Source organism: Frigoribacterium sp. PvP054 (assembly GCF_040547465.1).
Lineage (GTDB): Bacteria > Actinomycetota > Actinomycetes > Actinomycetales > Microbacteriaceae > Frigoribacterium.
Window position 1 is genome coordinate 23195 of sequence record NZ_JBEPPU010000011.1, and the last position, 14184, is coordinate 37378.

Annotated in this window: 15 protein-coding genes; 8 read left to right on the forward strand and 7 right to left on the reverse strand. The window is 74.6% G+C overall.

Annotated elements, in window-relative coordinates:
• Positions 1-66: 66 nt before the first annotated feature.
• The 3 genes from ABID81_RS13035 to ABID81_RS13045 are packed head-to-tail and all read right to left on the reverse strand — an operon-like array spanning position 67 to position 3250.
• On the reverse strand, positions 67-2535 hold the full coding sequence (locus ABID81_RS13035; RefSeq protein ID WP_354595216.1) for a septum formation family protein: 2469 nt from the start codon (positions 2533-2535) through the stop codon (positions 67-69).
• Positions 2532-3083: an orotate phosphoribosyltransferase gene (gene pyrE, locus ABID81_RS13040; protein ID WP_354595217.1), complete on the reverse strand. Its 552-nt coding sequence runs from the start codon at positions 3081-3083 to the stop codon at positions 2532-2534. Before pyrE ends, ABID81_RS13035 begins: the two co-directional genes overlap by 4 nt.
• Before the next feature lie 2 nt (positions 3084-3085).
• On the reverse strand, positions 3086-3250 hold the full coding sequence (locus ABID81_RS13045; protein WP_354595218.1) for a hypothetical protein: 165 nt from the start codon (positions 3248-3250) through the stop codon (positions 3086-3088).
• A 205-nt stretch (positions 3251-3455) separates the two neighbouring features.
• Here ABID81_RS13045 and ABID81_RS13050 point away from each other — a divergent pair, with 205 nt between their 5' ends.
• Positions 3456-4292 (forward strand): exodeoxyribonuclease III, encoded by an 837-nt coding sequence (locus ABID81_RS13050; protein ID WP_354595219.1) that lies wholly within the window; start codon positions 3456-3458, stop codon positions 4290-4292.
• A 19-nt stretch (positions 4293-4311) separates the two neighbouring features.
• Here the strand turns inward: ABID81_RS13050 and ABID81_RS13055 are convergent, their stop codons facing one another.
• Positions 4312-5232: an AEC family transporter gene (locus ABID81_RS13055; RefSeq protein WP_354595220.1), complete on the reverse strand. Its 921-nt coding sequence runs from the start codon at positions 5230-5232 to the stop codon at positions 4312-4314.
• A 100-nt stretch (positions 5233-5332) separates the two neighbouring features.
• Between ABID81_RS13055 and ABID81_RS13060 the strand changes: the two genes are divergently transcribed.
• Positions 5333-6379 carry a threonine aldolase family protein gene (locus tag ABID81_RS13060; protein WP_354595221.1) on the forward strand — a complete coding sequence of 349 codons (1047 nt, stop codon included), beginning with the start codon at positions 5333-5335 and terminating at the stop codon, positions 6377-6379.
• 143 nt (positions 6380-6522) lie between these two features.
• Positions 6523-7125 carry a nitroreductase family protein gene (locus ABID81_RS13065; RefSeq protein ID WP_354595222.1) on the forward strand — a complete coding sequence of 201 codons (603 nt, stop codon included), beginning with the start codon at positions 6523-6525 and terminating at the stop codon, positions 7123-7125.
• Positions 7126-7165: 40 nt separating this feature from the next.
• Here the strand turns inward: ABID81_RS13065 and ABID81_RS13070 are convergent, their stop codons facing one another.
• Positions 7166-8512, reverse strand: coding sequence for a sensor histidine kinase (locus ABID81_RS13070; RefSeq protein WP_354595223.1), 1347 nt, complete (start codon positions 8510-8512; stop codon positions 7166-7168).
• Entirely contained in the window at positions 8509-9162 is a 654-nt protein-coding gene (locus ABID81_RS13075; RefSeq protein WP_354595224.1) for a response regulator transcription factor, read from the reverse strand. The genes ABID81_RS13070 and ABID81_RS13075 overlap by 4 nt, the downstream gene beginning before the upstream one ends.
• 138 nt (positions 9163-9300) lie before the next feature.
• Here ABID81_RS13075 and ABID81_RS13080 point away from each other — a divergent pair, with 138 nt between their 5' ends.
• From ABID81_RS13080 to ABID81_RS13100, 5 genes are all read left to right on the forward strand, one after another.
• Positions 9301-9822, forward strand: a complete 522-nt coding sequence (locus ABID81_RS13080; RefSeq protein WP_354595225.1) for a hypothetical protein — start codon at positions 9301-9303, stop codon at positions 9820-9822.
• Positions 9823-9900: 78 nt separating this feature from the next.
• A complete protein-coding gene (locus ABID81_RS13085) occupies positions 9901-10494 on the forward strand; it encodes a hypothetical protein (RefSeq protein WP_354595226.1) in 594 nt (197 codons plus the stop codon).
• Positions 10491-11555, forward strand: coding sequence for a peptidoglycan-binding protein (locus ABID81_RS13090; protein ID WP_354595227.1), 1065 nt, complete (start codon positions 10491-10493; stop codon positions 11553-11555). The genes ABID81_RS13085 and ABID81_RS13090 overlap by 4 nt, the downstream gene beginning before the upstream one ends.
• 14 nt (positions 11556-11569) lie before the next feature.
• Complete coding sequence (locus ABID81_RS13095) at positions 11570-12283, forward strand: ABC transporter ATP-binding protein (protein ID WP_354595228.1); 714 nt, start codon at positions 11570-11572, stop codon at positions 12281-12283.
• Positions 12280-13524, forward strand: coding sequence for an ABC transporter permease (locus ABID81_RS13100; RefSeq protein WP_354595229.1), 1245 nt, complete (start codon positions 12280-12282; stop codon positions 13522-13524). The genes ABID81_RS13095 and ABID81_RS13100 overlap by 4 nt, the downstream gene beginning before the upstream one ends.
• Before the next feature lie 42 nt (positions 13525-13566).
• On the opposite strand, the gene ABID81_RS13105 is transcribed toward ABID81_RS13100, so the two are convergent.
• The gene (locus ABID81_RS13105) at positions 13567-14181 is read right to left on the reverse strand and encodes a phosphoribosylanthranilate isomerase (protein WP_354595230.1); all 615 of its coding nucleotides are present in this window, start codon (positions 14179-14181) and stop codon (positions 13567-13569) included.
• Positions 14182-14184 lie beyond the last annotated feature (3 nt).

A 14184-nucleotide genomic window follows, 5' to 3' on the forward strand; every position in this document is an offset into this window, starting at 1 on the left:
CCCGCGACGCCGTCGGCATCCTGCGGGGTGCCCCGGGGCCGAGGAGGCGCGGGTCGCGTCGGGAGGTCAGCCCGCGGCCGTGGTCGCGACGAGGCTCGTCGTCAGCGCCTCGCCGCTGCTGCGGTCGACGAAGCACGAGTAGGTGCGGTCGCCCGCGTCCCACGACTCGGCGTCGGGCGGGTAGCTCGCGAGCAGCTGCACGTCGGGGTAGGCCGCCGCGGCCTGCCGGTCGAGGGCGTCCGAGCCCGTGCAGAGCAGGTTCATCTGGCTCTGCAGCACGTCGGCGCCGGGGTAGGCGTCGCCGTCGAGGGTGCCCAGGCGCGTGAGCTGCGCGGCGTGCGGCTGCGAGCAGTCGGCGACCTCGTAGTCCTGCTGCCACGCCGACTCGAACGTCGAGAAGCACTCGCCGCCCTGCAGGTCGGCGTACGAGTGGGTGCCGGCGGCGAGCGGGCCGGCGGGAGCGACCCCGGCCGCCGGCTCGGCCGGGGCGGCGGTCACCGTGCGCGCCGCGGTGGGAGTGCCGGCCGCGGCCGGGTCGGTCGCGAGGTCGGCCGGGGTGGCGAACGACCGCGAGATGGCGAACAGCGCGGCGAGCAGCAGCACGATCACGAGGCCGACGGCGACGCCGGCCGCGACCTTGTGCCGACCGACCCAGTCGGCGAGACCCGACCCACGGGCCGGACGCGCGGTGGGCACGTCGGCCGGCCGCGTCTGCGGGACGAACACGCCGGCGCCGCCGACCTCGCGCCGCGGCCGCTCGGGCGTCGGCCAGGCGGCGGCGCGCTGACCGGAGGTGCCGGGCTCGGAGCCCGCGACCGAAGCCGACAGGCCCGGCAACGCCTGGGTCTCGGCCCGGGCGTCGGGCTCTGCGTCGGGGCGGTCGTCGACCGCCGACCGAGGAGGCGCGAACAACCCGGTCGCGGTCGTCACCTCGTCCCCGTCGTCGTCGATGTCGTCGTCGATGTCGAGGCCGTCGTGCTCGGTGCCGGCGGCCGGGCCGCGGTCGGCACGGGGGTCGTCGAGTTCGGGGGCGATGTCGCCCAGGGTCGGAGCGGCCTCGTCCTGGACGGTCGCCCCGTCGTCGGGCACGGCACCCGAGCCGGAGAGCGTCCAGGCACCCGCCGCCGGGGCGGCGTGTTGCGGCTCGGGCTCATCGTCCGCGGCCGGGCGGGCGGAACCGGGCGACACGACGCCGAGGAGCTCGGTGAAGGTCGGTTCGCGGTCGTCGGCGTCGGCGGGGGCCTCGACGGCCCCGTCGTGGTCGGCGGAGGGACCGGTCGATCGAGCGGCCGGCGGGACGGGCGACGCGCCGCCGAGCGGGGGCACACCGGTCGTCCCGGGGACGGCTCCCCCGGCAGCGGCCGCGGCAGCGGCGGCGGCCTCGGCCAGGCGCCGCTCGCGGCGCGTCATCTCGTGGTGTTCCTCGACCCACCACGGCGCGTCGGCACCGGACGGCGGGGCGGCGGCCTCGGTGGACGCGGCAGCGGCGGCATCGGCAGGCGTCGGCTCGGTGGACTCGGCCGACGTGGACTCGGCCGACGTGGACTCGGCCGACGTGGACTCGGCGGTGACGTCCGGGGCGGCGGCGGGCCCGGCGTCCGCGACCTCGTCGCGCGGCACCTCGTCGTCGGGGACGTCGTCGTCCGGGACGTCGTCGTCAGGGACGTCGTCGTCAGGGACGTCGTCGTCAGGGAGGTCGTCGTCAGGGAACCGAGGCTCGGGCTCGGCCTGCTGCAGGACCGCGGTCCGGGGCTCCGCTTCGGGTTCCGGCGCGGGTCCGGGCTCGGCCGTCGGTTCGAGACCGGCCGCGGTCTCCGGCTCCGACTCGGACGCCGCTTCGGGCTCGGGCTCGGGCTCGGGCGCGGGCGCGGGCTCGGGCTCGGGCTCGGGCTCGGGCTCGGGCAGGGCGTCCCAGTCGAAGGTCCGGGGTGCGGACGCCTCCGACCGCGGTGCCGAGATGAGGGCGGTGAAAGGCCCCGGGCCAGCCGTGCCGTCGGGCTCGGAGTCGCGGTCGGACGCAGCCTCGCGGTCCGACGCGTCCACGGCGTCGGCGTCGACGGGGTCGGCGTCCCCGTCGTCCTCGACGACCACCGGCTCGTCGGGCACGGGCACCGACGACGGGGGCCGAGGCGGCTCGACGGCACCGCGCAACGCGCCCAGGTCGAGGGCCTGGGGGTGGCCGGAGGTCTTGGGTGGCGGTGAACCGGCCGGGGCCTCGGGCACGACGAAGGGCAGGGCCGTCGTCGACCCGGACGCATCGCCGGACCGGGCGTCGTCCGCTTCGTCGTCGACAGCAGGACGGAATTCGGGCAGGTCCGCGACGGGGACCGCCTCGGTCGGCGGCAGGTCGTCTCCTCGGGCGGGGTCGTCTCCCCGGGCGGGTGCGTCGGGTCCGGGGGCTGCGTCGGCGTCGCGACCCGCGCCTCCTTCGCCGTCGTCCGACGATCCGTCGAACTGCGCGGCCAGCCAGTCGCTGGCGTCGTCCGGCTCGCGGCCGGTGTCGCCCTCGTCGTCGCCCCGCCGGTCGTCGCTCACGGCGCCAGCCCGAGGTCTTCCAGCCCGATGGCGGCGTAGTAGGGGTAACCCGCGGCCTCGATCACCTCGCGGGCACCGGTGCTGCGGTCGACGACCACGGCCACGGCCGCGATCTCGGCGCCGACCGCCTCGAGCGCCTTGGCGGCGGTGAGCGGCGAGCCGCCGGTGGTCGAGGTGTCCTCGAGCACGACGACGCGCTTGCCGGCGAGGTCGGGGCCCTCGACCTGCTTGCCGCGGCCGTGGTCCTTCGGTTCCTTGCGGACGACGAAGGCGTCGTAGTCCTTGCCGAGCGCCACGCCCTGGTGCAGGACGGCCGCCGCGATGGGGTCCGCCCCCATCGTCAGGCCACCCACGGCGAAGACGTCCGGAACGTCGGCGATCAGGTCGACCATGACCCGACCGATCAGCGGCGCGACCCGGTGGTCGAGGCTGACCTTGCGCAGGTCGATGTAGTACGTCGCCTTCTTGCCGCTGGTCAGGGTGAAGTCACCGTGGAAGACGGCCTCGGAGCCGATGTAGTCGATGAGCTGCGTGCGTGCGTCGGTCACGGTCACCCATGGTAGTTCAGGCGTCGCTGCGTGAGGTGGTGCAGGTCGGACCAGGCCCCCGGGGGCACGAAGAAGTCCTCGTACCGCACGACGCGGTGGGTGGCCAGGGCCGCCAGGCGCGCGTCGACCGAGGCCGCCGTCCGACCGGGGTAGCGCTCGATCCGCACGGGCTCGACGCCGGGCGTCCTGGTGTACCGGCTGGTGCGACCCCGTCCGTCCGGAACTCTGCATCTCTCATCCGACATGAGGACAGTCATACCCGCCCGGCGATCAGAAGGGAAGGATTTGGTTGCCCTATGGGCAACGAAAATGCTGAGAGGGGTACACGGCCGGCCGGATCGTGACGAGGGTCGGGCCGGTACCGTGGTGGTCATGCGCGTCGCGACCTACAACGTCAACTCCGTCCGAGCCCGCGTCGGGCGCGTCGTCGACTGGCTCGTCCGTGAGGACGTCGACGTCGTGGGCCTCCAAGAGATCAAGTGCAAGCCGGAGCAGTTCCCGTACGACGCGTTCCGCGACGCCGGCTACGAGGTCGAACTGCACGGCCTCAGCCAGTGGAACGGCGTGGCCTTCGCGAGCCGGCTGCCGATGGAGGACGTCGAGATCACGTTCCCCTCCCAGCCCGGCTTCGCCAAGGGGGCCGAGGGGCCCGACCAGCCCAAGGAGGCGCGCGCGATCGGCGTCACCGTCGAAGGCGTCCGCCTCTGGAGCCTCTACGTGCCCAACGGCCGCGAGCTGGACGACCCGCACTACCGCTACAAGCTCGACTGGCTCGCCAAGCTGGCCGACGAGACCGAGGGCTGGCTCGCCGCCCGCCCCGACCAGCCCCTCGCCCTCATGGGCGACTGGAACGTCGCCCCGCTCGACACCGACGTGTGGGACGTGTCGGTCTTCGAGGGGCACACGCACGTGAGCCAGCCCGAGCGCGACGCCTTCTTCCGGTTCGACGAGGTCGGGCTGACCGACGTCGTCCGCCCCCGCCTGCCCGAGGGCTACACGTACTGGGACTACAAGCAGCTGCGCTTCCCGAAGAACGAGGGCATGCGCATCGACTTCGTGCTCGGGTCGAAGCCGTTCGACGACCTCGTCACGTCGGTGGCCATCCACCGTGACGAGCGCAAGGGCGACGCCCCGAGCGACCACGTGCCGGTCGTGGTCGACCTCGACCTCGAGACCGAGCTCGACGACGACCGCCCGATGATCTTCTGACCCTCGGGGTCGGTCGCCGTCAGGCGAGCAGCGCGGCCACCAGCACGAGGACGGGCACCGAGAGGATCGTCGTCGCCAGCACCGTGTCACGCGCGACCACGACTCCCGTGCGGTAGCGCTGGGCGTAGTTGAAGACGTTCTGCGCCGACGGCAGCCCGGCGAGCACGACCGCCACGAACAACTCGTCGCGGTCGAAGTCGAACACGAAGGCGCCGAGCAGCCAGGCCGTCACCGGCATGACGACGAGCTTGAGCACGACCGCCACGGCGATGTCGGCCCGCCCCTGCCCCGCCTGGAACGGCTTCGACCCGTGCAACGACATGCCGAACGAGAGCAGCACGACCGGGACGGCGGCGCCTCCGACGAGGGCGAACGGCTCCATCACCGCGGCGGGGATCTCGAGCCCGGTGACCGCGACGACGACGCCGAGGGCCGATCCGATCAGCAGGGGGTTGGTGAACGGCCGGGCGATCGCTCGACCGAGGCTGCTGCCCCGATTCGTCACGGTGTCCATCACCGCCAGGACGACCGGCGTCAGCACCAGCAGCTGGTACAGCAGCACGGGCGCGACGAACGTGGCGCTGCCCAGCACGTAGGTGGCCACCGGCAGTCCGATGTTGTTCGCGTTGACGTACGCGCCGCCCATCGTGCCGATCGTCGTCTCGGCCGTGCCGCGTTTCAACACGAACCGGAGCACCACGACCGAGATGACGGCGGCCACCAACGACGCCAGGGCCGACACCACGAGGAGGCGCGAGAACAGCACGTGGACGTCGGCCTGCGAGATCGTCGAGAACAGCAGGCACGGCGTGAGGACGAAGAACACCAGCCTCGAGAGCACCTGGTGCCCTGACGCACCGAGCAGGTCGATGCGGCCGACGACGTAGCCCGTCGCGATGACCACCCCGATGATCGCGAACCCGATCAGCACTCCACCCATGGCGTCCATCCTGTCGCATGCCGGTCCGGACGACGACGCCGGCCGGGCGCGGACGAGAGCGGAGGCGGGGCGGCTGCCACCGAGGCGGCAAGATGGCCTGGTGACCCGCCTCCACGATCCCGCCGCCCACACCTTCGCCAGCGACAACTACGCCGGGGCCCACCCCGAGGTGCTGCAGGCGATCGTCGACGCCGCCGGCGGCCACGTCGGCTCGTACGGCGCCGACCCCTACACGCGACGGTTGGCCGAGGTCGTGGTCGACACCTTCGGCGAGGGCGCCGCCCTCGACCCCGTCCTCACCGGCACCGGTGCGAACGTCGCCGCGTTGCAGGCCCTCACCCCGCGCTGGGCCGCGGTGATCTGCGCGACGACCGCCCACGTCTACACCGACGAGGGCGGTGCCCCCGAGCGCCTCGGCGGCATCAAGCTGCTGACCGTCCCCACCCCCGACGGCAAGCTCACGCCCGAGCTCGTCGACCGGCAGGCCCACGGTCGGGGCGACCAGCAGCGACCGCAGCCGCTCGCCGTGACGATCACCCAGAGCACCGAGCTCGGCACCGTCTACACGCCCGACGAGATCCGAGCCGTCGCCGACCACGCGCACTCGCTCGGCATGCGGGTGCACCTCGACGGCGCCCGGCTCGCGAACGCGGCCGCCGCGCTCGGGGTGTCGCTGCGGGCCCTCACACGGGACGCCGGGGTCGACTCGGTCTCGTTCGGGGGCACGAAGAACGGCCTCGTCCTCGGCGAGTCGGTCGTGACCTTCTCCGAGGAGGCGCGGGCCGGCCTGGTCTTCGTGCGCAAGATGGACGCGCAGCTGGCCTCGAAGATGAGGTTCGTCTCGGCGCAGTTCTTGGCGATGTTCGACGGCGACCTGTGGCGGCGCTCGGCGACGCAGGCGAACGCGATGGCCACCCGGCTCGCCGCGGGCCTGGCCGACCTGCCGGGCGTGACGATCACGCAGGCGGTCGACGCCAACGCCGTCTTCGTCGTCCTGCCCCCGGCGGTCGTCGAACCGCTGCGGGCGGCACACCACTTCTACGACTGGAACCGGGCGACCGGCGAGGTGCGCCTGATGTGCTCGTTCGACACGCGCGACGAGCACGTCGACCGCTTCGTCGACGACCTCCGCTCGCTCCTGGCCTGACCGGTCCCCTCCGCCACGCCCCTCACCCCGGTGAGGCGTCGCCGACGAGCCGGGAATCCCGCACGACGAGCGCGGGTTGACCCGTGCGGCGGCCCGACGACGCGCCTCCTCGTCCCGTCCCGTCCCCCCAGAAAGCAGGCATCATGTCGATCTCCGAGACCACCGCCCCGTCCACCCTCCGCCGCGCCGACACGCGCGTGCCGCTCGTGCCGCTGCTCGAGGAGCGCTGGAGCCCCCGCTCGTTCGACGCCACGGCGACCATCAGCGACGCCCAGCTCGACGCCCTGCTCGAGGCCGCCCGCTGGGCCCCCTCGGCGTCGAACCAGCAGCCCCGCCGCTTCGTCGTGGCCCGCCGCGGCACCGCCGACTTCGACACGCTCGTCGGCGCCCTCGTCGGCTTCAACGCCGCCTGGGCCGACAAGGCCTCGGCCCTGATCGTCGGCATCGCCGAGACCTCGACGGTCGAGGGCGAGACCCGCCCGTTCGCCCGCTACGACCTCGGCCAGGCCATCGCGCACCTGACCGTCCAGGCCCACGCCGAGGGCTTCCACACCCACCAGATGGCCGGCGTCGACTTCGACGTCGTGCGCGCCGCCTTCGAACTGACCGACAACCTCGAGCCCGTCACCGTGACGGCCGTCGGGGTCGTCGACGAGGCCGACAAGCTCGCCGAGGCCCTGGCCGAGCGCGAGGTCGCCGAGCGCACCCGCCTGCCCCTCGACGAGCTGGTGCTGCGCCGCAGCTGACCCAGGGCGACGGCGGGTCGGCCCGACCCGCCACCCCCGCTCAGCGCACGACGACCCGCAGGCCGCCGCTCGCGCGTGGCCGGACGTCGACCGTCCACCCATGGGCCCGGGCGATCGACGCCACGATCGCGAGGCCCAGGCCGCTGTGCGGCGCCGCGGGTGCGCTGACGCACCGGCGGTCGTCGCCGTCGGCGCGGACGAAGGGCCTCGTGAGGGTCTCGGCGGCCTCGTCGGGCACCCGTCGACCGGTGTTCTCGACGACGAGCACGGCGTCGGGCCCGCAGGCCACCCGCACCCACCCGCCGGGCTCGTTGTACTCGACGGCGTTGGCGACGAGGTTGCGCACGAGCTGCTGCAGCAGCACCTCGTCGGCCTCGACGCTCGCGTCGTCGCCGACCTCGACGCGGACGTCGACCAAGGAGGCGCGGGCCGCGTCCGCGAGACCCGTCACCACCCGGTCCGCCAGCGCGCGCAGGCCGACGGTCGCCCCCGCACCCGCCAGACCCCGGTCGGCGGCCGCCAGGGCGAGCAGGCTCTCGACCAGGTGCTCGCTGCGCCGGTTCACCTCGAGCAACTGGTCGCGGACGGCCGCCACGTCGGCCGTGGCCGGATCGTCGAGGCCGATCTGCAGGGCCGCGCGCTGGACCGCGAGCGGCGTCCGCAACTCGTGCGAGGCGTAGGCCACGAACTGCCGCTGCGACTCGAACGAGGCCTCGAGGCGGTCGAGCAGGTCGTCGATCGTGTCGGCCACCCGGGCGATCTCGTCGCGGGGACCGTCGAGGGCGATGCGCTCGTGCAGCGTGGTCGCGGTGACCCGCCGGGTCGTGGCGACGACCTCGTCGAGGGGACGCAGCATGCGGCGACTGACGAGCAGTCCGACGCCGCCGGCCGCGAGCGCCACGAAGACCGTCCCGACCGCCGACCAGAGCACCTGCTGACCGCGGGCCAGGGCTGCCACGCCGGTCGCCACCTCGAGCCACGCGTGCTCGCCCGGGGCGTCGTCCCCGCCGGTCGGGGAGTCCGTCACGTCGGGGACGAACGCGACGCCGCCGGGCGCGGCCTCGGCTCGACCGGACGACGGAGTGGTGCCGTCGCCTGACGTGGACGCGCCGGGTGCATCCCCGAGCAGGTCGTCGGCGGCCTCGGGCGGGATCGTCACGAGGGTGGCGTCGCCGATCTGCCTCTGGACCACGGCGAACTCGCGGTCGACGCCCTGGCTGGTCGCCCAGGCGACCCCGGCGAGCACGAGGGCGCAGAGCCCGGCCGAGACGGCCCCGAAGGTCACGGCGACGCGCAGGCCGATGCTCCAACGACGGGGGTGCCAGCCGGCGAGCGACGCGCCGACGGACCCGCCCCGGCCGGTCGCGGGCGACGCGCAGCCGGTCACAGCCGGTACCCCCGCCCCGGCACGGTCGTGATCGGGTCGGGCGCCCCGAGCTTGCGGCGCAGCTTGCTGACGGTGACGCGCACGGCGTTGGTGAACGGGTCGATGTTGACGTCCCAGACCTTCTCGAGCAGGTCCTCGGCGCTCACGATGCGGCCGTCGGCCGCCAGCAGCACCTCGAGCACCATGAGTTCTTTGGTCGACAGCCCGAGGTCGCGACCCCCGCGCGTGGCCGTGTGACGCGCGACGTCGAGCACGAGGTCGCCCGATCGCAGCACGGGCGGTGACGCCGGCGCGGCCCGCCGGCCGAGGGCTCGCACCCGAGCCACGAGCTCGGGGTACTCGAACGGCTTGGCGAGGTAGTCGTCGGCGCCGTTCTCGAGACCGGCGACCCGGTCGGTGAGGTCGCCGGCCGCCGTGAGCATCAGGATGCGCGTGCCGCCGCCCCGCTCGGCGACCCGGCGGACCACGACGTCGCCGTGCAGGCCGGGCAGGTCGCGGTCGAGCACGACGACGTCGTAGTCGTTGACGCTCAGGAGCTCGTCGGCGTCGTCCCCGCGGTAGGCGGTGTCGACCGCCATGGCCTGACGGGCCAGGCCCGCCGTCACGAGGTCGGCCAGGGCCCGCTCGTCGTCGACCACCAAGACGCGCATCGCGACCCCCTCGGACCTGTGGACAGATGAGCATCCGATATTACACCAGGTGATGTTTCGTCGACATAACCTCCCACGGCCTCGTGGCGAAACACGCCGGCCGGTGGACTGGGGGCCGTCCTGACGAAAGGAATCCCCATGACGACCACGCGCCTCCCCCGGTTCCGACGACACCGCCGCCGGGTCACCGCCGCCCTGCTCACCACCGGTGTGCTCGTGCCCGCCCTGCTCACGGGCTGCGGCTCGGCACCCCCGTCGGCCTCGGGCACGACCGCGGCCGCGTCGAGTGACGCCGCCCGCGTCGGGCAGTGCGTCCGCGACCGCGGCTACGACGTCGACGACTCCGACTTCACGTCACCGGGTCGTTACCCGGCCCCCGAAGGACTGAGCCCCGACCGCCTCGAGGACTACGACCGGGCCGTCGGCGAGTGCGCGGCGGGCACCTCGCTGGCCGCCCCCTCGGCCGACGGGGCGACCGCCCCCGAGTTCGAACGGCAGTTGCTGGCGCTGACCGCCTGCCTTCGGGACGCCGGCTACCCCGACGTGGCCGACCCCGTCGACGGCGTCTGGTTCCCCGACCCCGACCGCCAGGACGACGCGGCGTACCAGGCCGCCTCCGACGCCTGCGGCGAGCAGGTCGGGCTGCGGTCCGCGAACTGAGCCCCACCGACCACCCGACGGGGGCCCACCGACCCGGTGCCCCTCCCCCACACGAACCACACCGAAGGAGACCCTCCCATGACCAGCACCACACCGACCCGACACCGCGTCCGCCTCACCCTCGCCCTGGCGGCGACGGCCCTGGCCACCACCGGGCTGCTCGCGGGGTGCGCCCCGAAGGCGTCCGGCGACCCCGACGCCGCGTCGACCGGGGTCTCGAGCAGCGAGTCCGCCGAGCTCGGCCGATGCCTGCGCGACGCGGGCTACGACGTCGACGACCCCGACCTCAGCCAGGGCATCATCATCGCCCCACCCGACGGTGCCGACCAGGACGCCTACTCGGACGCCTTCTTCCGGTGTGCCGACGAGGTCGGCGGAAGCCTGGCCGGCGCGGACGACCCCCTGAGCGCCGACGACATCGCCGTGTTGCAGAAGGCCAACCTCGAGGTCGCCGCGTGCGTCCGCGAGAAGGGTTTCGAGGACTTCCCCGACCCCGTCGACGGTGAATTCGACCTCAGCTTCGGCACGGGCGACCCCAGCCCGCGCGACGCGGCCTACTTCGCCTGCAACGCCGAGTTCGGCCCCTACGGCGACGGCGACGGCGACGGCGACGACACCAGCGGTGGCGACCCCGGCACCGCAGGCGGCAGCACCTCGGCGGAGGAGAAATGATCCGGCGACCAGCCCGGGCGGTGAGGGTGACCGTCACCGCCCTGGCCTGCACCGTGGGCCTGCTCGCGATCTCGGGGTGCACGACGACCGCCGACGGGGCCTCCTCGACCGCGTCCGCGGCGGCCGCCGCCGCCGCCGCCGACCAGGCGACCACGCCGGTCACCCGGGGCGACCTCGTCGACGGCAAGCGCGTCCCGGGCACCCTCGGCCACGGCACCCCGGTGCCCCTGACGTCCGCCGGCTCGGGCACGGTGACCTGGTTGCCCGGTTACGGCGACACCATCGGTCGAGACGGGACCCTCTACAGCGTCGACGAGGTGCCGGTGCGGTCGATGCACGGCACCGTGCCGCTCTGGCGAACGCTCGAGCAGGGCCTGCGCGGCGCCGACGTCGACCAGCTGAAGGACAACCTGCGGGCGCTCGGCTACGACGTCGCCGACGACGACCGCTTCGACGCGGCCACGCAACGGGCCGTGCTCCGGTGGCAGAAGGACCGCAGCCTGCCCCGCACGGGCACCCTCGGCGCGTCCGAGATCGCCTTCGTGCCGGGCGACATCCGGGTCGACGCCGCGAAGGGGCGGGTGGGCGACGCCGCCGGCGAGGCCGTCTACGGCTACACCTCGACGACGTTGCTCGCCTCCGCGTCGGTCGCACCCAGGGACCTCGTGCGCTTCCCCGCAGGAGGCGCGGTGCAGGTCGAGCTGCCGGACGGCACGCAGGTGCCGGGCACCGTGCAGTCGGTCGGCGCACCGTCGGGCGACGACGAGTCGGACGACGGCGACGAGGTGCTCGTGCAGGTCCGGCTGGACGCCGCACCGCCCGAGGGCGTGAGCACGTCGAGCACCGTCACCCTGGTCGTCGCGGGCGAGAGGCGCGAGGGCGTGCTCTCGGTGCCGGTCACCGCCCTCGTCGCCGACGCGGACGGCTACGCCGTCGAGGTCGTCCGGTCCGACGGGACGTCGGAGGAGGTGCCGGTCAGCACCGGCTTCTTCGCCGAGGGACGCGTCGAGGTGTCGGGCGACGGGATCGCCGAGGGCACCGAGGTCGTGGTGCCCTCGTGAGTGGTTCGTGGGACGTGACGACGACGGACGAGGCGACCCGCGCCTCCTCGGGGCCCGACGTCGGGGGCGACGACGTCGTCCTCGAGCTGAGGGGAGCCACCAAGCGGTACGGCTCGCTGGCCGCGCTCGACGGGGCCGACCTGGTCGTGCGCCGCGGGGAGTTCGTCGCCGTGGTCGGCCCGAGCGGGTCGGGCAAGTCGACGATGCTCAACGTGATGGGCACGCTCGACCGGCCGACCGAGGGCTCGGTGCGGGTCGCGGGCCACGACGTCGGCGACCTGTCGGACGACGACGTGTCGCGGCTGCGGGCCGAGCACATCGGCTTCGTGTTCCAGCACTTCCACCTCGCCGCGGGGGCCACGGCGACCGAGAACGTCGCCGACGGCCTGCTCTACGCCGGGGTCGCCCGCGGGCAGCGCATCGCCCGGGCACGCGTCGCCCTCGAGAAGGTCGGGCTCGGGCAGCGGCTCGGCCACAGGCCGCACGAGCTGTCGGGCGGCGAGAAGCAATGCGTCGCCATCGCGCGAGCCATCGTGGGCGACCCGACGCTGCTGCTCGCGGACGAGCCGACCGGCGCCCTCGACTCGACCTCGGGCGCGTCGGTGCTGCAGCTGTTGCACGACCTCAACGCGGGCGGCACGACGATCGTCGTCATCACGCACGACCTCGGCCTCGCCGCGTCGCTGCCGCGCCGGGTGCACGTGCGCGACGGGGTGGTGTCGTCGTGAGCGCCGCCTCCGCCTCGGCTGCGGCCCCGGCGTCGGCGGGCCGCGCCCGAGCACGCGCCGGCCGGGTGTCGCCACGCGACCTGCTGGGCCTCGGCGTCTTCGGCCTGCGCACGCGTCCGACCCGGGTCGTGCTCTCGGCCCTCGGCATCGCGATCGGCATCGCCGCGATGATCGCCGTCGTCGGCATCTCGTCGTCGAGCCAGGCCGCGCTCGACCGGGTGCTCGCGGGGCTCGGCACGAACCTGCTGCAGGTGCGACCCGGCCAGTCGTTCAGCGGTGACGACGTCCCGCTGCCGGTCGACGCCGTCGGGGTGCTCGACCAGCGGTCCGACGTCGAGCAGGCGGCCGGCGTCGGTCGCCTGACCGACGAGGGCGTCTACCGCAGCGACCGCATCCCGGCCGCGGCGTCCGGCGGCATCGCCCTCACGGCGGTGCAGGGCGACCTGCTCTCGGTGCTGCGGGGGCAGGTCGCGTCGGGCACGTGGTTCGGCGCGGCCCCGGCCGAGCTGCCCCGGGTGGTGCTCGGGGCGACCGCGGCGGCCACCCTCGGCATCGACGAAGTGGAGCCGACGACCCGGGTCTGGATCGCCGGCCGCTGGGTGGCCGTGGCGGGCGTCCTCGCCCCGATCCCCCTGGCGCCCGACCTCGACAACTCGGCGTTCGTCCCCGCGGCCGCGGCCGCCGAGCTGTTCGGCTTCGACGGGCACCCGACGCAGGTCTACGCCCGGGCCGACCCCACGCGGGTGGGGTCGGTGCGCGACGTGCTCGCCCGCGCGGTGAACCCCGAGAACCCGGCCGGCGTGGCGGTCAGCCGACCGTCGGACGCCCTCGCGGCGCAGCAGGCGACCGAGGACTCGTTCACCGGCCTGCTGCTCGGCATCGGCGGCGTCGCCCTGCTCGTCGGCGGCATCGGCGTGGCCAACACGATGGTGATCACGGTGCTCGAACGGCGGGCCGAGGTGGGCGTCCGCCGCGCCCTCGGCGCGCGACGGCGCCACATCCGCGACCAGTTCCTGGTCGAGTCGCTGCTGCTGTCGCTGCTGGGCGGCACGGCGGGCGTGCTGATCGGCGGTGCCGTGACGGCGGCGTTCGCGCTCTCGCAAGGCTGGCCCGTCGTCGTGCCCGTGTGGGCCGTCGGCGGCGGTCTCGCGGCCACCGTGCTGATCGGCGGGCTGAGCGGCCTCTACCCCGCGTCGCGGGCGGCCCGCATCCCGCCGACGTCGGCCCTGGCCGCGGTCTGACGGCGCTGGCCGCGGTCCGACGGCGCAGCCGCGGGCGGCGGCTCAGCCGCGGGCGGCGGTGACGAAGGCCTCGATCAAGCCGACGTCCTTCACGCCGCGCGACGACTCGACACCTGAGCTGACATCCACGCCGGTCGGGTGCAGGGCGGCCACCCGCTCGGCGACGGTCTCGGAGTCGAGCCCCCCGGCGAGCAACCACTCGCCGGGAGGCGGGCTCGCGAGCAGCGGTGCCGGGTCGAACGCCGTGCCCGAGCCCGGGACCGCCGCGTCGACCAACAAGCGGTCCTCGTCGAACGCGGCCCGCGCCTCCTGGGCCTCGGCGGCGTAGTCGGCGGCCGAGACCGCCCGGATGACCCGGAACCCGGCCGCCTTGACCGCCGCGACGTCGGCCGGCGTCTCGTCGCCGTGCAGCTGGACGGTCGACACCGAGGAGGCGCGGGCCAGCTCGAGCACCCGCCCGATCGCCTGGCCGCGGAACACGCCCACGGTCTCGACGCCGTCCGGCACGCGCGCCACCAGCGTGCGCGCGACCTCGGCGTCGATCGTGCGGGGACTGCCCGGCGCGAGGACGAACCCCACGGCGTCGACACCGGCCCGCACGGCCGCGTCGACGGTCTCGGGGGTGGACAACCCGCAGATCTTGACCCAGACGCTCATGAC

Bases quoted from the DNA above. Each gene is read 5' to 3' on its own strand.
- ABID81_RS13050 (WP_354595219.1), top strand. From the start codon at position 3,456: ATGCGCGTCGCGACCTACAACGTCAACTCCGTCCGAGCCCGCGTCGGG.
- ABID81_RS13055 (WP_354595220.1), bottom strand. From the start codon at position 5,232: ATGGGTGGAGTGCTGATCGGGTTCGCGATCATCGGGGTGGTCATCGCG.
- ABID81_RS13065 (WP_354595222.1), top strand. From the start codon at position 6,523: ATGTCGATCTCCGAGACCACCGCCCCGTCCACCCTCCGCCGCGCCGAC.
- ABID81_RS13075 (WP_354595224.1), bottom strand. From the start codon at position 9,162: ATGCGCGTCTTGGTGGTCGACGACGAGCGGGCCCTGGCCGACCTCGTG.
- ABID81_RS13080 (WP_354595225.1), top strand. From the start codon at position 9,301: ATGACGACCACGCGCCTCCCCCGGTTCCGACGACACCGCCGCCGGGTC.
- ABID81_RS13085 (WP_354595226.1), top strand. From the start codon at position 9,901: ATGACCAGCACCACACCGACCCGACACCGCGTCCGCCTCACCCTCGCC.
- ABID81_RS13090 (WP_354595227.1), top strand. From the start codon at position 10,491: ATGATCCGGCGACCAGCCCGGGCGGTGAGGGTGACCGTCACCGCCCTG.
- ABID81_RS13105 (WP_354595230.1), bottom strand. From the start codon at position 14,181: ATGAGCGTCTGGGTCAAGATCTGCGGGTTGTCCACCCCCGAGACCGTC.